The organism is Hymenobacter aerophilus DSM 13606, from assembly GCF_000382225.1.
GTDB classification, from domain to species: Bacteria; Bacteroidota; Bacteroidia; order Cytophagales; family Hymenobacteraceae; genus Hymenobacter; species Hymenobacter aerophilus.
Genome location: NZ_KB907800.1, coordinates 279,639 through 297,625, shown reverse-complemented (window position 1 = coordinate 297,625; position 17,987 = coordinate 279,639). Strand labels below are relative to the sequence as shown.

The window sequence follows — 17,987 nt, the reverse complement described above, 5'->3', positions numbered from 1 at the left end:
AGGAAGAAAAAGGAACGTCATTCTGAGCGAAGCCGGAGGCGCAGTCGAAGAATCTCTACCGCTTCGTTGCGGCCGATAGGGTTACCACTCCGGTAGAGATTCTTCGACTTCGCCGCCGGCTTCGCTCAGAATGACGTTCCTTTTCTCACTTCTCACTTCTCACTTCTCACTTCTCACTTCTCACTTCTCACTGCGGGCGGCCGTGTTGATGGTTTGGCGGGCCGACTGGTAGGCGGTATAGAAGGCGGGCTGGGGGCGCTGGTAGCGCAGCAGGTACTTATCGAGGCGGTTGCGGAGCAGGTTGTTGGCCTGGCGCAAGTCGGCGCTGATTTGCTGCTTGAGGGCCTTGCCGGTGGCCACGGCGGTGCGGGGCGTGGTCAGTTCCTGGCGGAAGGCGTCGAGGGCGGCTTGCAGGTCCTGGAGCTCCTGGGGCGTTACGTTTTGCTGGGCCAGGGGCTGGGCGTGCTCGGTGGCGCGGCGGTGCAGGTTGGCCCCGATGCGCAGCAGGTCGTTGTCGGGTTGGCGCTGGAGCTGCTTTTCGGTGTAGTCGGCGTCGGTGTGCAGGCCGATGTCGTCCTGCTCGTCGGCCAGGGCCAGCAGGGCGGCGGCAACTTCGGCGGCGCGCCGGGCCAGCAGCTGCTTGGTTTGCTTTTTCACGGCACCGGGCTGGGCGGGCGTCACGGCGTTGCGCTGGCGGTCGGCGGTGGGGTCGAGGGCCGCGACGAGGGCGGCCAGCTCGTCGTGGGCTTTGCCGAGGGCCTGGTTGGTGGCGTAGAGGGCGGCGTGCTGGTCGAGCACGGCCAGAGTGGCTTGCAGCATGGCCAGCTTCGCCCGTTGGGTATCGTTCATAAGGGAATGAGGGTTAGTGGGTTTGTAGGCGTAATATAGAAACCGCCGCCATACAATGCGCCAGTGAAGCCCAGGAATATTTCGGCCGCCACCCCCGCGACAGACCTACCGGCGCCCGCTACGACCCCACACCGCCCCGCGACGACTTCAACGGCCGCGTTACGGGTTCAACTCGCCACGTTATAAGTTCGAACGGCCGCGCTATGGGTTCGATGAGCCACGTTATAGGTTCAAATGCTCACGTTATGGGTTCAATCGGTCGCGCAACGCCCTCAGCTCGCCGCCGCAGAGGATGTAGCAGCGGCGGCAGTGATTGTGGCGAGTTTGGGAGTAGCGTTGAAAGAGACGGGAGAGGCTTCACCCGGCGCAGTTTCGCCTTCACGCAATACAGTAAGTGAGATATAGCGTTACCATTATCATGAATGATAGCAACAAGCTCATGCCACTTAAGATTGCCCCGAAAGAATGGCTACTATACTGATAATTTGCCTAATTATTATACCTTCGCGCGTCCCCACTCATGTACAGCTAAAATGAAAAAGAAACTCTCAACTAATTCGCGTGTAATAAAAGATATATTTGCGCAATACAGAGACACGTTCGTTGCTTTCTCTGAATTGATAAATAACAGCATACAAGCTGAAGCAACAGAAATACACATAAATATAGAATATGGTGATTCTAATAACATTTTTAGTCCATTTATATCAAATATAGAAGTGATTGATAATGGAATAGGGGTTTCCGTCTCTGATATAGACAACAAATTACTGGAAATAGGTACAAATAATAAAGTAGGTGGCAAAGGAATTGGTCGATTTGCAGCTCTTCAAATTGGTGCCAAAGTTACTATCGAATCTCTTGCATATGATAGAGATAGTGGATTCAAGTCAAAATTAAGTTTTGTGTTAAATGAGCATGATTTTGATGGAAATTCTAATGTTTCGGATATAGATTTAGATATAGATAGTGAATATCTTGCTAATAATGTTGCAAATAACACCTATTACAAGGTCAGAATAGATAATATATATGATTCTGTTGCTGTGAATGAAAATAAGAAAAAGAAATTGTCATTAGATTTTGCATTTGAAAAAATATTTATTTCTTTATTTGAAAAATACATGTTGAAAATTTTTAACAAAGAAATAAATATTTATGTAAATGATATATTAGTTGATCCAAAGTTATTTATTGATGGTGAGCCTGAACGAATAGTTAGAAAATATATTGATAATAAAAAAGATGAATTTGAAATGTATTTCACATATTCTAAATTAAAAATAGGTGAAAAAACAGATCTAAAAGTATTTTTAACTGTAGATAATGCTGGAATACAAACTGTTTCTTATGGATTTAAATTTGATGCGGATTGGCTGAGCCCTGATCTAGGTACATGGATTGTATACGTAAATGCTGAATTCTTTCAAGGTAATATATTTAGAGATATGGATTTGTCAGATATAGATACTGACAAAGCTGATTTGAAGAAATTTATTAGAAATGAAGTTGCTTCATTTTTTAAGATAAAGAATGAAGCTTTTGAAAAGTTCACAACTCGACTACAAGAAGATAAATATTACCCTTCTGAAGACATTGCCTCTGTCGCTCAAGGAGTAATGTTTGATAAACTAGCATATTTAGTTGAGAATAAGTATAAGTTAATAGAAGAGAATAATGATTTGAGGGAGATAATATTTCCATTAATTAATAGGGCACTTGTTACTGATGGAACTTTGCCACTTGTTAGTGAAATATTAAAACTAGATGATGAAACAGTTGAAAAATTTAATTGTCTATTAGAGAAAACAGGTTTAGAGGAGGTTATACATTTTTCCGATAGAGTGTCTAAAAGACTGCATCAATTGGAGCTTTTAGAGTCATTAGTCAGCTCGAAAACATCTAAATATGTTAAAGAAAGAACGCAATTGCATAAAGTAGTTGAGAAAATGTTATGGATATTTGGTGAGGAATATGTCGATACATCAACCCGTTTACTTTCAGATAAAAGTCTTAAAAATAACTTAACTGCTCTGAGAAATAAGTTGTTTAAATTCACGCCGAGTGAAGAAGATGATAATTTTGTTCATATAGAAGATAATGATATTCGCTCTATAACTGATCTTTTTTTGTTTAATGAAAAGATATTAGATGCTTCTAATAGAGAGGTGCTTATTGTTGAATTGAAAGCTCCAGGAGTAAAAATATCAAATAAAGAATTATTGCAAGCTGAAAGATATGCATATGAAATAGATACATTGGCTTTCTTTCCAAAAATAAATTACAAAATTATTCTTGTGTCATCTAGTATTTCCAATATGACAAGTTATAAATTAAAAGGTATATCAAAGCCTGTTGGTAAGCCATATTTTTATTCTCAAAATGAAAGAAAAAATATTGAAATATGGGTTGTTGAATGGCAGGATATTATTGAAATAAACAAAAGAAAGCTAAGTTATCTTTCGACCGAACTACAATTAGAAGATGTTGATGTGTCAGCTGTGTTAAAAGAGGATTTTCCTGAAATTGATTTTAGCAATGTCACAGATAAATTAACAAAAATAGGCGTATAAACGAGAGAAGGCGGCCTCCGCTTGGGGGCTGCCTTCTCTCGTTTATACGCCTATTTTCATTACACCCCCACCGGCTCCTCGCTGCCTAGCTCGCTGAGCAGGCGCTTGGCGGCGGCCACGCTGGGCACGTTGCTGATGCTGAAGACGAGCTGCTGCTTGCGCTCCTTCATGCTGGCCGAGTTGGGGTGGGTCTGCACGTAGGAGAGGATGTTACCGAAGGTGTCGCCCTGGAAGTAGGCCTCGTTGTTTTCGGCCGGGATGTAGCCCTTGAGCACGTTTTTCTTGTAGCTCAGGCGCTCGAAGCCGGCGTGGCGGCCCTGCCAGCGCAGGCGTACAATGTCGGCCAGCTGCTCCACTTCGGGCGGTAGCGGGCCGAAGCGGTCGGTCATGCCGGCCAGCAGCTTGCGCAGCTGCTCGGGGCCTTTGGCGCGGTCGAGCTTGCTGTAGAGTTGCAGCCGCTCCGACACGTTGCTCACGTAGGCGTCGGGAATCAGCACCTGCAGGTCGGTTTCGATATTGCACTGCTGCACGCCGGCCGTTTTGGCGGCTTCCTGCAGGCGCTGGGTGGGGTCGCCGAGGAACAGGTCGCGGAACTCGGTTTCCTTGAGCTCGGTCACGGCCTCGTCCAGAATCTGGTGGTAGGTTTCGAAGCCCAGGTCGTTGATGAAGCCCGACTGCTCGCCGCCCAGCAGGTTGCCCGCGCCCCGGATGTCGAGGTCGCGCATGGCCACCTTGAAGCCGTCGCCGAGGTCGGAGAATTCTTCGAGCGTGCTCAGGCGCTTGCGGGCATCGGAGGGCAGGCCGGCCACCGGGGGCGTGAGCAGGTAACAGTAGGCCTTTTTGTTGGAGCGGCCCACGCGGCCCCGCATCTGGTGCAAATCGCTCAGGCCAAACAGGTGGGCGCGGTTGATGATGATGGTGTTGGCGTTGGGAATGTCGAGGCCGCTTTCGATGAGGTTGGTGCTCACCAGCACGTCGTAGTCGCCGTCCACGAACTTCATCATGCGCTTTTCGAGCTTGTCGCCCTCCATCTGCCCATGAATGTAGGTCACGCGGGCGTCGGGCACGAGGCGCACAATCATGCCGGCCAGCTCCTCGATGTCCTTCACGCGGTTGTGCACGAAAAACACCTGCCCGCCGCGCTTGATTTCGCGGGCCACGGCGTCGCGAATCAGCAGCTCGTCGAACACGTGCAGCTCGGTTTGCACGGGCTGGCGGTTGGGCGGCGGCGTGGCAATCACGCTCAGGTCGCGGGCGCCCATCAGCGAGAAGTGCAGCGTGCGCGGAATGGGCGTGGCCGAGAGCGTGAGCGTGTCCACGTTCACCTTCAGCTCCTTGAGCTTGTCCTTGGTTTTCACGCCGAACTTCTGCTCCTCGTCAATCACGAGCAGGCCCAGGTCCTTGAACTTGATGTCTTTGTTGGTGAGGCGGTGGGTGCCGATGAGGATGTCGGTTTTGCCCTCGGCCACCCGGCCCAGCGTCTCCTTTATCTGCTTGGTTGATTTGAAGCGGTTGACGTACTCCACCGTTACGGGCAGGTTGGCCAGCCGCTCGCGAAACGTTTTGTAGTGCTGCATGGCCAGGATGGTGGTGGGCACCAGCACGGCCACCTGCTTGCCATCGGCCACCGACTTAAACGCGGCCCGGATGGCTACTTCGGTTTTGCCGAAACCCACGTCGCCGCACACCAGCCGGTCCATGGGGTGGGGCTGCTCCATGTCGTGCTTCACGTCTTCGGTGGCCTTGCCCTGGTCGGGGGTGTCTTCGTAGATGAAGCTCGATTCCAGCTCGGCCTGCATAAACGAGTCGGGCGCGAAGGCGTGGCCGGGCGCGGTTTTGCGCTTGGCGTACAGCCGAATCAGCTCGGCGGCAATGTCCTTCACCTTCTTCTTGACGGCCTTTTTCTTGTTTTCCCACTCCGGCGAGCCCAGCTTGCTCATGGTGGGCGGCGTGCCCTCGGCCCCGCTGTACTTGGCAATCTTGTGCAGGGCGTGAATGCTGACGGTCAGCACGTCATCATCCCGGTAAATCAGCCGGATGGCCTCCTGCATCCGGTCGTTGATTTCGACCTGGGTGAGGCCCGCGAACCGGGCAATGCCGTAGTCCTGGTGGGTCACGTAGTCGCCGGGCACCAGGGTGCGCAGCTCCTTGAGGGTGAGGGCCTTTTTCTTGGAGAACTTACGGCCCTCCTGGGCCCGGTAAAACCGCTCGAACAGCTGGTGGTCGGTGTACACGAGCAACTGCAGCGTATCGTCGATGTAGCCCTCGCGCAGCCCCAGCAGCAGGTGCTGAAACTGCACATTGTTGTCGAGCTCATCGAAAATCGTGCGCAGCCGGTCGGCCTGCCGGACGGATTCGGCGGCAATGATGTTGGTGTAGCCGGCCTGCTGGTTTTCGTGCAGGTTCTTCACCAGCCGCCCGAAATCCTTGTTGAAGCTGGGCTGGGGCTTGCTGGTAAACTGGAAATCCTCGCCGCTCTTGAAGTAGAACCGCTTGCCGAACTCGGCGATGGCAAAGCCCTCCAGCAGCTTCTTAAAGCTCTTGCCCGACTCAAAAAGGTCCTCGGGCTTACTCACAATCTGCATGCCCGCGGCCCCGGCCAGCAACTGCTGGAAATCGGCCTCGGCCCGCTCGAACGACTCGGTTACCACGTCCAGCGTCTGGCGCAGGTCCTTGGCCCAAATGGCCGTATCGCCCGGAATGAAGTCGAGAAACGCCTCCCGCGTCTCCTGCAGCAGCTTGGTCTGCACGTTGGGGATGATGCTCACTTGGCTCTTCTTGTCCACCGACAGCTGGCTCTCGGGGTCAAACGTGCGAATCGTCTCCACCTCGTCCCCGAACAGCTCGATGCGGTAAGGCAGCTCGTTGGCGTAGCTGAAGATGTCCACGATGCCGCCGCGCACCGCGAACTGGCCCGCCTCGTACACGAAGTCGCTCCGCTCGAAGTCGTACTCGGCCAGCATCTCGCTGATAAAGTTCACATCAAGCCGGTCGCCCACTTTCACGATAAACGTGTTGGCCACCAGGCTTTTCTTGTTGATAACCTTCTCGAACAGCGCCTCGGGGTAGGTGACGATGAGGGGGCCAGGGGCCTCACCCCCCCGGCCCCCCTCTCCGGGGGGAGAGGGGGGAGCCTGACGACCCGTTGTAGTCACTGGCTTTTTGTCACTTGGCTCCCCCTCTCCCCCTGGAGAGGGGGTTGGGGGGTGAGGCACCGAGGTCCGCGAGTTCAGCCGGTTCAGCACCTCGGCCCGCATAAGCACGTTGGCATTTTCCGTCTCATCGAAGGCGTAGGGGCGCTTGTAGGAGCTGGGGAAGAGGAGGGGCTCCTCGTTGGGCAGCAGGTGCTGGAGGTCGGCCAGGAAGTAGGCGGCCTCCTCGCGGTCGTGGAGGATGAAGAGCTGGGGCTGCTGGGGGTAGCTGTGGTGCAGCGCGGCGGCCAGCACGGCATCCTGGGAGCCTACCAGCCCGCGCAGGTGCAGCCGGGCGGGGGCTTCCGCTTTATCGGCGGCCTTGCCGAGGGTGCGGCGGGTGGCCGGGTTGAGGCGGGCGCCCACGGTGAGCACGGTGGGGTCGAGGAGGTAGAGCTTAAGGAAGTCGGAAACCTGCAAAGGGCGGAGCGGCTAGGGCGAAAATCAGGATAACGGCGCGGCTAAGCTACTGCGGCCGGCAACGGTAGAAGCCCGGCCGGGGGCAAAACCGGTCGGGCAGTACAGGCACACGGCGCGTAGCGCGCTAGTCAATACCAATGGCGGCCCCGGAAAGTTTCCGCGGCTTTTGCCCATTCCCGTCGTACCTTCCCTCTTCACGCGGCACCGGGGCAGCGCCCCGCACCTAAGGCTATGACAGACAAGCAGGCAGCAGCGGACAGCAACAAGCAGTGGGATGGGATGGTGCAGCAGCTGCGCCTCATCTGCGAACACGTGCGCCAGGACGGTCCGCTGCCCCGGCAGCAGCAGTCGGAAGCTGAAGATGCCTTCCGCCAGTGCCTCAACCACCTCGAAAACCAGGTGCAGGACCTGCGCAGTGGTTTGAAAGGCAGCGGCGGCAGCTTTTAGGGGATAGATGAACGACATTTGTCATCCTGAGCTTGCGAAGGACCTATACAGAAGCTGTTATCTGGTGTTAGCTTCTGTATAGGTCCTTCGCTGCGCTCAGGATGACAGACGTTTCCATTCCTTCATTAACCACTGTCTCCTAAAATTGCGCGGTTCTTCTCATTTGGCCATTGGCCTGATTACCGGCGTGGCCGTGGCGGGCCTCGTGCCAGGCGTGCCGTTCTCGCCGGCCGGTATTGCCCTGGCCGGCTTCTCGGCCCTGGCCCCCGACCTCGACCACCCCGCCTCCCGGCTTAGCAAGCGGCTCGGTTTCGCCCAGAGCTACGTGCGCTGGGCCTTTGTAGTGGTGGCCGCCGCGGTAGCCGCCTACGCCCAGTGGCAGCTGGTTCCAGGACCTGACCGGCGGCTGGCCTTCACGGTGGCGCTGGCCTTCGGGCTGGTGGGCGCGGCCATGCAGGGCGACTCGACCCGCAAGCTGGCGCTGCTGTTCACGGGCCTGTGCACGGTGGTGGCGGGCCTGTACACCGGCTTCGTGTGGCTGAGCATGCTGGGCTGCTTCATCTCCCTGGCCCCCTTCACCAGCCACCGCTCCTACACCCACACCATCTGGGCCGCCGCCGCCTGGACCTACATTGGCCACCTGGCTAACCAAAGCCTGGGCTGGCACGGCGTGGCGCTGTTTGCGGGCGGCGGCTACGTGTCGCACCTGCTGGCCGACTCGGTTACCAAGGCCGGCGTGAAGTGGTTTATGCCGCTGCTCGATACCAGCCTGGGCATCCCGCTTATCCGCACGGGCTCGAAGAGTGGCAACATGTTGGAGGTCGTTATCTGCGTTGTGTATGGGGCACTGGTGCTGGGGCTGGTCGTGGGCCGGCTGAAGTTCTAGGCGGCGGCCCCGCCCGATGGTTGGCCCGCTGCAGCCGCCAGTCGGGCCGCGAAATGCGCGGGTTGACCGAATTTTACCAGCAGCAGCCGTGTTGCAGAGTACCTTTCGTACGCTGGTTCCGCAAACCGCTAAGCGGTGCGGTAAAACAACAGGCTAATTGGACTTATGCCGGAAACGCCGGCAGAATCCGGGGACCGGAAAGGTGGCGCATGCGGGCCTCAGCAAGAATATTAAGAAATTAGTATTCTGCCGATTGGCTTAACCGCCGGATATGCTTTAGTATTGCACCGCAATCTGCAACGACTTCCCCGCAGGCCCTTCCGACCAGTTCCCGGCAGGTGCTTCCCAAACCCAATGTGGGGCCGCGGGTAGTCATGCAGTCAGCCACTTACCGGGTTGTGCGGTTCAGCTAGTACTCCGCTCCGCCGCCGCCGGGTTTGGGGCCTACTGGTCCGCTATGGATTATTGCTATACCGGAACCGTTGCAACCTGTATCTTTGCCCCGGCAGCCACGGCTCAGCCGGTTATGTTCGTTCTCCCAACCAGACACTATTACTTTTCTCTTTTTTCGCGCCTAACCAGATTTTTTTATGAACCAGATGAACAGCCCGCTGATCAGGATTGGTATTTTTTATGATGGCAATTATTTCCTGAAAATCAGTGATTACTACTACTTTCAGCACGACCGTAAGGCCCGTATCAGCCTCGAAGGGCTGCACGAGTTTATCCGCCATCAGGTAGCCGAAGAAGAGGATGTGGATGTGCGCCTGAGCCAGATTATCGACTCGCATTTCTTCCGCGGCCGCCTCTCGGCCACCGAAGCCCGCGACAAGGACCGCCTCTTCCACGACCGGCTGCTCGACGATATCCTCATGAACATGGGCATCGCCACGCACTACATGCCCCTGAAAACCCGCGACGGCCGCCTGCAGGAAAAGGGCATCGATGTGTGGCTCTCGCTCGAAGCGCTGGAACTCTCGATCCACAAAAGCCTCGACGTGGTGGTGCTGATTGCCGGCGACTCGGACTACGCGCCCCTCATCAAGAAGCTCAACACCGTGGGCACGCGTGTGATGCTGCTCAACTGGGACTTCAAATACACCGATTTCAAGGGCGAAAACCGCGTTACGCGCGCCTCGCAGCAGCTGCTCGACCAGGCCACCTACCCGGTGCAGATGCACGAAATCATCGACCAGGGCCTCACCGACGGCGACGACCTGATTGAGTCGCTGTTCGTGAACACGCCCGAGCCGGCCGCTTTCCCCAGCACCAAGCCCGTGCGCCCCACCGGCCCCACGGCCGCCGGCCCGGTGGGCACTATCGGCATGAGCACCATCAAAAACCTGAAAAACGGGTTTGGCTTCGTGGTGATGCCGCCCAACAACCTGTTCTTCAGCTACGCCGATATGGCCGAGGGCGACTTCAACGAGCTGCAGGAGGGAGACTGGGTGGAGTTCACCGTCGGCCGCAACCACCGCGACGAGGACTGCGCCCGCAACGTGCGCAAAGTCGACGCCCCCGAAATCATGGACCGCGACGACGATGACGACGACGAGGATGGCTACGGAGACGAGCGTGAGCACGAGTCGGCCAGCTCGCCCGAGCGCATGTAGGTTTTTTGAGCTGTTAGCTGAGAGCTTATAGCTATCAGCTTTCGTTCAGAAAGACCTCTGCTTTCGCCCAAAAACAAGGCCCCGCACTCAACCGAGTACGGGGCCTTCTTCGTTTTCCAGCTAACAGCTAACAGCTAACAGCTAACAGCTAACAGCTAAGAGCTAAGAGCTAAGAGCTCAAATAGTACCTGGAAACAGCAGGTCGCGGAAGTCGCGCTTGGTGGCGGGGTAGCGGTTGAAGGTGCCCAGGCCGCGGGCTACTACGAGGTTGTCGCGGGAGAGGCAGCGGATGGTGGTGGTGCTCACAATCAGGGTTTTGCCGGCGTGTTCGATGCTGCCGTGGGCCTCCAGCTCGTCGTGCAGATGCACCGGATGGAAGTAGTTCATCTTGAACTCGACCGTAGAAACCAGCTCGGCCGCCGTGAAGGCCAGCGACAGGGCCGCCGCACCCAGGGCCGCGTCCATCAGGCCGGCCAGCACGCCGCCGTGGCAGGTATTGGGCGAGGAGAGGTGCTCGTCGAGTACGCGCATAGTGTAGCGGATAGTGCCCGGCTCGTCGACGTGCAGCGTCATGCCGTTGGCGCGGCCGTAGTTGTTGATCTGGTTGTAAGTAGCAATGAGGGTGCTGATATCGAGCGGAAGGTCCATGGGGGCGGAGAAGGGCTGGGATGAGTCGGAAAAGGTAAGTACTTTCCGCTAGCTGTTTACCTGTTTCCCGCTTATGGCCCGTTCGCTCACCTTCGCCGAGTTCTACCCCCGCTACCTGCGCGAGCATAGCCGCCGGGGCACCCGCATCCTGCATTTTGTGGGCACCACGCTGTTTCTGGGGCTGCTGCTGGCGGCCCTGTTACGTCAGCAGCCGTGGCTGGTGCTGGCCGGGGTGGTGGCGGCCTACGGCTTTGCCTGGGTGGGCCACTTCTTTGTGGAGCGCAACCGCCCCGCCACCTTCCAGCACCCCGTGCTTTCGCTGCTCGGTGACTTCCGCCTCTACTGGGACCTGCTCCGCGGCCGGGAGAAGTTTTGATTGTAGAGCTACAAGCTACAGGCTGCAAGCTGATGTTGAACGTCGGCTTGCAGCCTGTAGCTTGAAGCATGCAGCTCTATAAAACCTTGCGCATCAAAAAGTGCGGAATCTGGCCGAAGAGCAGGTGGGAGGGCGCTACCACGGCGTAGCCGGCGCGTTCGTAGAACGGCACGGCTTCGGCGCGGGCGTGGAGGATGATTTCGGCCAGCTGCTGTTGATGGGCGGCGGCTTCGAGGTGGGCCAGCAGCTGCCGGCCCACGCCGCGGCCCTGCCAGGCGGGTGCCACGGCCATAAACCGCAGCTGACCCTGCCCGGGCGCCGCCGCATGCAGCCGCCCGACGCCAATGGCTTCCGGCGGCGTGTCGTCGTCGGGCGCGTCGGGCGCGTTGGGCGCGTTGGGCGCCAGTAGCAGGGCGTGGGTGGTGGTGGGCGCGCCGTCGTCGGGGGCGCGCTCCGAGCCGGGCGGCTGCTGCCAGGGCTGGCGCAGCACTTCGTAGCGGAGGCGGTAGTAGGCGGCCCAGTGGGCGGCCGTCTGAGGCGTGATGATGGGTGTGCTGGTGGACATGGGAAGCGCCAAATTCGGCAATAACGCGGAAACCTTACCTTGGCAGCCCCGCTGTGGCGCCGGCCCTATCTTTAGCGGCCCTTTTTGCGTTAAGGCACTGTTTCCCCATTCTCCATTTTTCCTTTCCGTTATGCCCTCTTTTGACATCGTGAGCAAAGTAGACCCGCAAACCCTCGAAAACGCGGTGAATACGGCCAAAAAAGAACTCCAGACCCGCTACGACCTGCGCGACACCAAGGGCGGCATCGAGCTCGACAAGAAAACCAACGTCATCACCCTCACCTCGGAAAACGACATGCGCATCCGGGCCCTCGAAGACATCGTGCTCACCCGCCTCGTCAAGCAGGGCATTGATGGCACGGCCCTCGATTTCACGGCCGAAGCCCAGGCCAGTGGCACGATGATGAAGAAAACGGTGAAAGTGCGTGCCGGCATCGACAAAGACGCGGGCCGCAAAATCATCAAGACCATCAAGGATGCCAAGGTGAAGGTGGAGGCCCAGATGCAGGACGACCAGGTGCGCGTTTCGGCCAAGAAAATCGACGAGCTGCAGGCCGCCATTGCCGCCCTCCGCGGTGCCGACATCGGCCAGCCCCTGCAGTTCGTGAACATGAAGTAGACAGCCGGTTTTGCGCCGCCAGCCCATTCCAGCAATCAGCCTACCAACCCGATGCACTTCGACTTCTCGGTTTTTTCTCAGGCGCACACCTGGGTGAGTCTGCTCACGCTCACGTTCATGGAAATCGTGCTGGGCATCGACAACATTATCTTCATTTCCATCATCGTCAACCGGTTGCCGCGCGAGCTGCAGCCGCGCGGGCGCACCATCGGGCTGCTGCTGGCGCTGGTGTGCCGCATCGGGCTGCTGCTGAGCATCAGCTGGATTGTGGGGCTGAAAGCTTCGTTGTTTACCCTAAACCTGCCCTGGCTCGATGAGCCGTTTGGCGTGAGCGGGCGCGACCTGATTCTGCTGGCTGGTGGCCTGTTTCTGATTGGCAAGAGCACCACCGAAATCCATACCAAGCTGCAGGGCGAGGAAGAGGACGAAACCCAGGCCGGCCAGGGCCGCGCTAACATGCTCAACATCATCTTCCAAATCATCGTCATCGACATCGTTTTCAGCTTCGATTCCATCCTGACGGCCGTGGGCCTCGTGGACAACGTGCTGATTATGATTCTGGCCGTGATTCTGTCGATGGGCGTGATGATTGCCTTCTCGGGCGTGGTGGCCGATTTCGTCAACCGCAACCCCACCATCAAAATGCTGGCCCTCTCGTTCCTGATTATGATTGGGGTGCTGCTGGTGATGGAGGCTTTCCACAAGGAAATCGAGAAGGGCTACATCTACTTCGCTATGGCCTTCTCGCTGCTGGTGGAGCTGCTGAACATGCGCCTGCGCAAAAAGGCCCCGCCCGTACACCTGCGCGACTCGCCCTATGATTAGCGGTGAGGAGTGAGCTACAGGAATTGCGCTCTGCGCCACTGAGGAACCGGCAAAAAGGCCCGCGGCAACTGTCGTGGGCCTTTTTGCCGGTTCCTCAGTGGCGCAGCATAAGTAGCACAATCAAAACTGCCGTGGCGCTGGCCAGCATCAGCGAGTTGAGCCGCATGGACAGGCTAAGCCACAACCATTGACTTAGCAGCGCCAGCAGAAGCATGAAGTAAACAAAGCCCAGTAAGGTGGATTCCGGGTTTTCTACCACTAGGTGCTGGCCGTTAGGTAGCCGGGCCGAGCGAGTGAATCGGAAGATCGGGGTGTACCGTACCTCCAGCGGAAGCTGAAGCAGGTTGGCCGGTACCGGGCTGTAAACGGGGATGCGCCCCCACGTGGTAACCATAACAGCCGGATAGCTGGATGATACGACATTGAGGGCCAGCACGCGGGTAGAAGTAGTACGATACAAAAAAGCGTAGTCGAGCAGCAGTAGCAATCCAAAAGCCAGCAGCACCCGGCCAGATCCACGAATAAGGTGGGCATAAGGCCGCAGGTCGAAGCTGGCAGTTCGGGGGGTGGTCCGGCCGTGCGGCCGGTTGGGCGGGGGCTGGCGGGCGGAGTGCGGGGGGCGGCCCCTTGGCTGAGCGCCCGGCCGTTGCGCAACCGGCGGGGTAACAGGCTTGGGCCTGGCCGTAGCCCGCCACTCCAGCGCCGCATCGTAGGCGGCGCGGCGGGCAGGGTTGCTCAGCACTTCGTAGGCATCGTTCACGGCCAGGTAGCGGGCGTGGGCGGCCGGATCGGGGGTGCGGTCGGGGTGCGTAATCCACACCAGTTGCCGGTACGCCCGCCGGATATCCGCCTCCGAAGCGCTGGAAGTCAGGCCCAGCGTGGTGTAATGCGTGCTCATGTGGTTAAGCTTAGCGCGGCTACGGTGGCGGCCTGGTCCTGCACCCGGCGGGTGGCCAGTTCCAGCAGCCGGCGGTTCAACTCGGGGCGGTGCTGGCGGTAGAAGGCCGTTTCTTCGGTGCTGAACACGCCGGTTATCAACCCTACTACCGTGTAGCGCAGCTTGGTGTTGCGGCCCAGCAGCTCGGCCAGCAGCCGCACTTGGTCGGCGGGGGCGGCGGTGGCCAGCGGCACGTGGTGGTCGCGCACGAAATCGGCTACTACGGCCAGCAGCAGCGGGTTCTGGAGCTTGAGCACGGGCCGCAGCGTGGCATGCAGGAAGTCGCCGGGCGTGGCGGGCGTGGTAGTGGTTTCGGCGGTTACCACGGGGCGCAGGGCCAGCAGGGCGGCATCGGGGCGGAGGAAGTCAGGCATCGGCGGCAAGATAAAACGAAGCCGCGCATTGCATACGGCGGAGGTAGGTACGGCAACAAAAAACCGCCCGGCAGCCTGCCGGGCGGTTTTACTATGTCGAAGCGGGAGAGGTGCTTAGTGTTGCACTACAAGCTTCTTGGTGAGAGTACCTTCCGAAGTGGTGAGGCGTACTACATACAGGCCCGGGGCTATTGTAGAGGTGTTTACCGTTAAGCCATCCTGCTGCAAGCGGGCCGCCGAAATGGTCTGGTCAAATACGCGCTGGCCCAGGATGGTCAGCAACTCTACCTGTACCGGAACGGCGCTGTTTACCTGCGTACGGATCAGTACCTGCTCGCTAGCAGGGTTAGGATATACGTCGAGCAGGGCGCCACTCAGTTGCTTGCCAACGCCCGTCAATGGAGGCGTATCGAAGGCTGGCGTCTGGTCGGTAACAACATTGCTGCTGCCCTGCTTAGCACTGAAACCCATACCCCGACGAGCGAATACTTTCCAGATCAGGTCGGTGTTTGCTCCATTGTTGTTCAGCATATCAGCCTTCAGGATGGCGTCGCGGCCATCGAGGAAGCCAGGGCTGCAGGGCTGTAGCTTAAGACCATCAATAACCAGCTTAAGCGCAATATTATTGCCTCCGGTAGCAGCGGTGAGGTTCTGCTCGTAGCCGTACTTCTCGATCAGTGCCCAGTTCAGGTCCCACAGAGCAGATGCCCAGACGTAGCCAATGCTGTGCACATATACGCGGGTACGGTTGTCAGCATCCTGATAAGTACCGTAGTTCTCAGTACCTATCAGTTTGTACGTAGAAGGGTTGATTTTGAAGTCGGTGCTATAGCGAGTGGGGCGAATGCCGATGCCATTGGTTTCCTGGAAGGAAGCATAGGTGCCAATGCCGCGGCCGGTAGCACCTATGTCGCCGGGTTTGGTGGTCATCCAGAGCGCAAAGAAGTCGCTCCAGCCTTCACCCATTTGCTCCTGGTTGGTGAGGCAGTTAGACTTGTCAGCGCCGCCAGTCAGGCGGTTGGAGATGCCGTGGCCGTACTCGTGGGCGATGATGCCGTTGTCGAAGTCACCATCCCGATAGAACGTTTTCACTTCACCTGAGAAGCTCATCTGCACCGGTGTACCGGCCGCCAGGGCCTGCTTGATGCGGTTGCCGTCAACCAACCCAATCATAAGACCAGGGATACGGATGCCGGTCGTGTCGCCTACGAAGCCAAAAGGAGCCTGATCGGCGTTGTTGTTGATGATGATGACCATCTTCGCCCCGGCCGCCTGGGCCTGCTGCACCTTGACAAGGAACGTGCAGGTTCCGCGGTCAACCACAGCAATGTTGCCCTTCACGGCCGCGGCGTTAGCGTAGGGTGCGCAACCGAAAGTAGGAGTTGTTGTACCGTCGGCAGCCAGCACCAGTGAACCACTTATGGGCCCTATCTTGGCAATCGGAACCGTAAAGGCACCCTCAGTAGCCTTGATGTCGCCCGCCAAGTTAGCTGGTCCGGTAATTACGGCATCAGCCACCGATTCGTCCCACAGATACATCTGCATCCGCGGCTTCATGCCATCGGCGGGCGTTCCGAAGTTGGCGTTGCCAAGCGTCGGCGGAGTCAGGCCCGACTTGTCCTGCGCTTCCGCCTGCACTTCGTCCTTGCCTAGGCCCTTGGTAGTATAGTTGGTCGTCTGGAAGTTACCGCTTGCCTCGTCAAAGCCCTTGTGGGCCATCACGTCGTGCATCAGGTTATTCCAGTAGAACAGGTTGGTAACGGCCGCGCTCAGGTTGGTATTGGCGAGCGTGGCCCGTTTATCGTCGAAAGGAAAGTCGAAAATCAGGTCTGCTCCACCATCGGGGCTGAAGTTTTTGCCCTTGCTGTTGTTGTCATCGTCGGGGTCATCGTAGGCGTACACGTTGTTGCCCCGCGTAATGGTGTATTCAGCACCGGCGGCACCGTTGGTATCATGCCAGCCGAAGGGCGAAAACTTTTTGTCGGCGGGATTGGTAACGAGTTGCCGGGCCCCGTGCATGGGGCTCTCAACGGTTAGCGGCCATACATTATAGCTGTTAGGCGTAGCCGTCGGACGGGCCGTTGGGGTTGTAGCAACTGCCGCCGCAATGCTCAGGGGCCGAGTCAGGCTCAGCATGCTGAAGTTCTCCGACACGTTGAAGTCGGTTTTGTCGAGCAGGACTCCCGTTGAGGCATCTACCCGGGCGTTCCAGTAATGCACGCCACTGCGCGGGGCCAGCGTAACATCCCATACCAACCGCAACGAGCCGTTTGGCATGGGCAGGTACATGAGTTTTACCGGAATTTTATCGGAGGAAATTCCTCCGTCGCTGAATTCCATGCCCTCAGCGGCCGAACCGGCCTTAAGCACCGTCAGCGCGCCGGGTGCAGGTATATCTAACGCCCGGGCGGCGGCGGCAACCGCCTGCTGGGCCGAAAGTGAAGGGGTCGGAGCCGACCCACGAGCCAGTACCTGTATGCCGGGCAGGAAGCTGCTGTTCATGGTCGCTACCTGACCATTAGCGGTCAAGTGTACGCTGGCCACGGCTCCGTACACCTCAATGCCTTGCACGCGCTGGTTCAGGATACGTGCGTAACGCCATTTTGCGCATCGGTGTGCTGGCTGGAAACAGTTGCGTCGGCTGCATCGGCGGCGCTTATGCCAAAGCTAGCCGCCCGGCTTTGGAGGGCATTCAGGGCCCGGCTGTCGGGAGCAGCGTTCTGGGCCACAGCTAAACCTGGCAGGGCCAGCAACGCCGCGGCAGCCAACATCCGGGCTGCAGGAGTAAAGGTTGGTTTCATTAATAGAGGTTAAGTGAAAGCGGAAAAGGCAACAACCAAACAGCGATGAGCTGTCTACTGATAATTTCAAAACTACGAATAAAACCAAGCCTTTTTGGAATTAAGAACAATATATTATCTGTATTTCGTGATTTTTTCTAAAACATACGCTGTGCGAATGCTAAACTGACTTTTCAAGCTTGCTGATAAACTCCCATAGTACTACGCCGGCCGCCACGCTCACATTCAGGCTGTGCTTGGTACCGAATTGCGGGATTTCCACCGCCGCGTCGCAGAGGGCCAGCACCTCGTCTTCCACCCCGAACACCTCATTGCCCATTACCAACGCGTAGGGCTGATCGGCTGCTATGATGAAGTCGGCCAGCAGTATGCTTTCGGTGGTTTGCTCCACGGCTACCAGCACGTAACCGGCGGCCTTCAACTGGTGTAGTGCCTCCAGGGTAGTAGGCGCGTACTCCCAGGCCACCGACTCGGTGGAGCCCAGGGCCGTTTTGGTGATGTCGCGGTGCGGCGGGCGGCCGGTGATGCCGCAGAGCCAGATTTTCTCCACCGCAAAGGCGTCGGCGGTGCGGAAGGCGGCGCCCACGTTGTGCAGGCTGCGCACGTTGTCGAGCACGAGGGTAAGGGGGAATTTTCGCGTATTTTTGAAGTCGGCCACCGTCAGCCGGTTCAGTTCGTCCATCGAGAGTTTGCGCATCCGGCAAAGGTAGGAACGCCCGCCGGGGCATGGGGTGTTGATGAGCTGCACGCTCTACTTGTCATCCTGAGCGGAGCGAAGGACCTTGTCACGCTCCAACGACTCGCTCCGACGTGATAAGGTCCTTCGCTCCGCTCAGGATGACAAGTAGAGCGCTTTTATCCTT

Annotated in this window: 16 protein-coding genes; 7 read left to right on the top strand and 9 right to left on the bottom strand. The window is 57.4% G+C overall.

Annotation, left to right across the window (positions count from 1 at the left end; all coding sequences use genetic code 11):
• Window positions 1-180: 180 nt before the first annotated feature.
• Window positions 181-849 carry a hypothetical protein gene (locus H145_RS19450; RefSeq protein ID WP_019946338.1) on the bottom strand — a complete coding sequence of 223 codons (669 nt, stop codon included), beginning with the start codon at window positions 847-849 and terminating at the stop codon, window positions 181-183.
• A 533-nt stretch (window positions 850-1,382) separates the two neighbouring features.
• Here H145_RS19450 and H145_RS23130 point away from each other — a divergent pair.
• Entirely contained in the window at window positions 1,383-3,422 is a 2,040-nt protein-coding gene (locus H145_RS23130; protein ID WP_071595097.1) for an ATP-binding protein, read from the top strand.
• Between the two features lie 59 nt (window positions 3,423-3,481).
• Here H145_RS23130 and mfd read toward each other — a convergent pair whose 3' ends face one another.
• On the bottom strand, window positions 3,482-7,033 hold the full coding sequence (gene mfd, locus H145_RS0101355) for a transcription-repair coupling factor (RefSeq protein ID WP_019946337.1): 3,552 nt from the start codon (window positions 7,031-7,033) through the stop codon (window positions 3,482-3,484).
• A gap of 231 nt (window positions 7,034-7,264) precedes the next feature.
• On the opposite strand from mfd, the gene H145_RS23860 reads away from it, so the two are divergent.
• From H145_RS23860 to H145_RS0101340, 3 genes are all read left to right on the top strand, one after another.
• Window positions 7,265-7,480, top strand: coding sequence for a hypothetical protein (locus H145_RS23860; RefSeq protein WP_157540956.1), 216 nt, complete (start codon window positions 7,265-7,267; stop codon window positions 7,478-7,480).
• 145 nt (window positions 7,481-7,625) lie between these two features.
• The gene (locus H145_RS0101345) at window positions 7,626-8,366 is read left to right on the top strand and encodes a metal-dependent hydrolase (RefSeq protein ID WP_169513147.1); all 741 of its coding nucleotides are present in this window, start codon (window positions 7,626-7,628) and stop codon (window positions 8,364-8,366) included.
• Window positions 8,367-8,965: 599 nt separating this feature from the next.
• The gene (locus tag H145_RS0101340; protein WP_316929455.1) at window positions 8,966-9,979 is read left to right on the top strand and encodes an NYN domain-containing protein; all 1,014 of its coding nucleotides are present in this window, start codon (window positions 8,966-8,968) and stop codon (window positions 9,977-9,979) included.
• 177 nt (window positions 9,980-10,156) lie between these two features.
• Here H145_RS0101340 and H145_RS0101335 read toward each other — a convergent pair whose 3' ends face one another.
• Window positions 10,157-10,627 (bottom strand): PaaI family thioesterase, encoded by a 471-nt coding sequence (locus H145_RS0101335; RefSeq protein ID WP_019946333.1) that lies wholly within the window; start codon window positions 10,625-10,627, stop codon window positions 10,157-10,159.
• Between the two features lie 73 nt (window positions 10,628-10,700).
• On the opposite strand from H145_RS0101335, the gene H145_RS0101330 reads away from it, so the two are divergent.
• Complete coding sequence (locus tag H145_RS0101330) at window positions 10,701-11,003, top strand: DUF962 domain-containing protein (protein WP_019946332.1); 303 nt, start codon at window positions 10,701-10,703, stop codon at window positions 11,001-11,003.
• Between the two features lie 76 nt (window positions 11,004-11,079).
• Here the strand turns inward: H145_RS0101330 and H145_RS0101325 are convergent, their stop codons facing one another.
• Window positions 11,080-11,568 carry a GNAT family N-acetyltransferase gene (locus H145_RS0101325; protein WP_019946331.1) on the bottom strand — a complete coding sequence of 163 codons (489 nt, stop codon included), beginning with the start codon at window positions 11,566-11,568 and terminating at the stop codon, window positions 11,080-11,082.
• Between the two features lie 130 nt (window positions 11,569-11,698).
• Between H145_RS0101325 and H145_RS0101320 the strand changes: the two genes are divergently transcribed.
• A complete protein-coding gene (locus tag H145_RS0101320) occupies window positions 11,699-12,187 on the top strand; it encodes a YajQ family cyclic di-GMP-binding protein (RefSeq protein ID WP_019946330.1) in 489 nt (162 codons plus the stop codon).
• Between the two features lie 51 nt (window positions 12,188-12,238).
• Window positions 12,239-13,012, top strand: a complete 774-nt coding sequence (locus H145_RS0101315; RefSeq protein WP_019946329.1) for a TerC family protein — start codon at window positions 12,239-12,241, stop codon at window positions 13,010-13,012.
• Between the two features lie 94 nt (window positions 13,013-13,106).
• On the opposite strand, the gene H145_RS22360 is transcribed toward H145_RS0101315, so the two are convergent.
• The 5 genes from H145_RS22360 to H145_RS0101295 all read right to left on the bottom strand — a co-directional run bounded on the left by H145_RS22360 (window position 13,107) and on the right by H145_RS0101295 (window position 17,821).
• On the bottom strand, window positions 13,107-13,910 hold the full coding sequence (locus H145_RS22360) for a J domain-containing protein (protein ID WP_019946328.1): 804 nt from the start codon (window positions 13,908-13,910) through the stop codon (window positions 13,107-13,109).
• Window positions 13,907-14,323 (bottom strand): hypothetical protein, encoded by a 417-nt coding sequence (locus H145_RS0101305; RefSeq protein ID WP_019946327.1) that lies wholly within the window; start codon window positions 14,321-14,323, stop codon window positions 13,907-13,909. Before H145_RS0101305 ends, H145_RS22360 begins: the two co-directional genes overlap by 4 nt.
• A gap of 114 nt (window positions 14,324-14,437) precedes the next feature.
• Entirely contained in the window at window positions 14,438-16,894 is a 2,457-nt protein-coding gene (locus H145_RS22220; protein ID WP_071595096.1) for a T9SS-dependent M36 family metallopeptidase, read from the bottom strand.
• An 8-nt stretch (window positions 16,895-16,902) separates the two neighbouring features.
• Window positions 16,903-17,124 (bottom strand): hypothetical protein, encoded by a 222-nt coding sequence (locus tag H145_RS22355; RefSeq protein ID WP_157540953.1) that lies wholly within the window; start codon window positions 17,122-17,124, stop codon window positions 16,903-16,905.
• A gap of 160 nt (window positions 17,125-17,284) precedes the next feature.
• Window positions 17,285-17,821 carry an RNA methyltransferase gene (locus H145_RS0101295; RefSeq protein WP_019946324.1) on the bottom strand — a complete coding sequence of 179 codons (537 nt, stop codon included), beginning with the start codon at window positions 17,819-17,821 and terminating at the stop codon, window positions 17,285-17,287.
• Window positions 17,822-17,987 lie beyond the last annotated feature (166 nt).

Excerpts from the sequence above, each read along its gene's own strand:
- H145_RS0101305 (WP_019946327.1), bottom strand. The coding sequence starts at position 14,323 with ATGCCTGACTTCCTCCGCCCCGATGCCGCCCTGCTGGCCCTGCGCCCC.
- H145_RS0101315 (WP_019946329.1), top strand. The coding sequence starts at position 12,239 with ATGCACTTCGACTTCTCGGTTTTTTCTCAGGCGCACACCTGGGTGAGT.
- H145_RS0101320 (WP_019946330.1), top strand. The coding sequence starts at position 11,699 with ATGCCCTCTTTTGACATCGTGAGCAAAGTAGACCCGCAAACCCTCGAA.
- H145_RS23860 (WP_157540956.1), top strand. The coding sequence starts at position 7,265 with ATGACAGACAAGCAGGCAGCAGCGGACAGCAACAAGCAGTGGGATGGG.
- H145_RS0101335 (WP_019946333.1), bottom strand. The coding sequence starts at position 10,627 with ATGGACCTTCCGCTCGATATCAGCACCCTCATTGCTACTTACAACCAG.
- H145_RS19450 (WP_019946338.1), bottom strand. The coding sequence starts at position 849 with ATGAACGATACCCAACGGGCGAAGCTGGCCATGCTGCAAGCCACTCTG.
- H145_RS22355 (WP_157540953.1), bottom strand. The coding sequence starts at position 17,124 with ATGAAACCAACCTTTACTCCTGCAGCCCGGATGTTGGCTGCCGCGGCG.
- H145_RS0101295 (WP_019946324.1), bottom strand. The coding sequence starts at position 17,821 with ATGCGCAAACTCTCGATGGACGAACTGAACCGGCTGACGGTGGCCGAC.
- H145_RS0101340 (WP_316929455.1), top strand. The coding sequence starts at position 8,966 with ATGAACAGCCCGCTGATCAGGATTGGTATTTTTTATGATGGCAATTAT.
- H145_RS23130 (WP_071595097.1), top strand. The coding sequence starts at position 1,383 with ATGAAAAAGAAACTCTCAACTAATTCGCGTGTAATAAAAGATATATTT.
- H145_RS0101325 (WP_019946331.1), bottom strand. The coding sequence starts at position 11,568 with ATGTCCACCAGCACACCCATCATCACGCCTCAGACGGCCGCCCACTGG.
- H145_RS22360 (WP_019946328.1), bottom strand. The coding sequence starts at position 13,910 with ATGAGCACGCATTACACCACGCTGGGCCTGACTTCCAGCGCTTCGGAG.
- H145_RS0101330 (WP_019946332.1), top strand. The coding sequence starts at position 10,701 with ATGGCCCGTTCGCTCACCTTCGCCGAGTTCTACCCCCGCTACCTGCGC.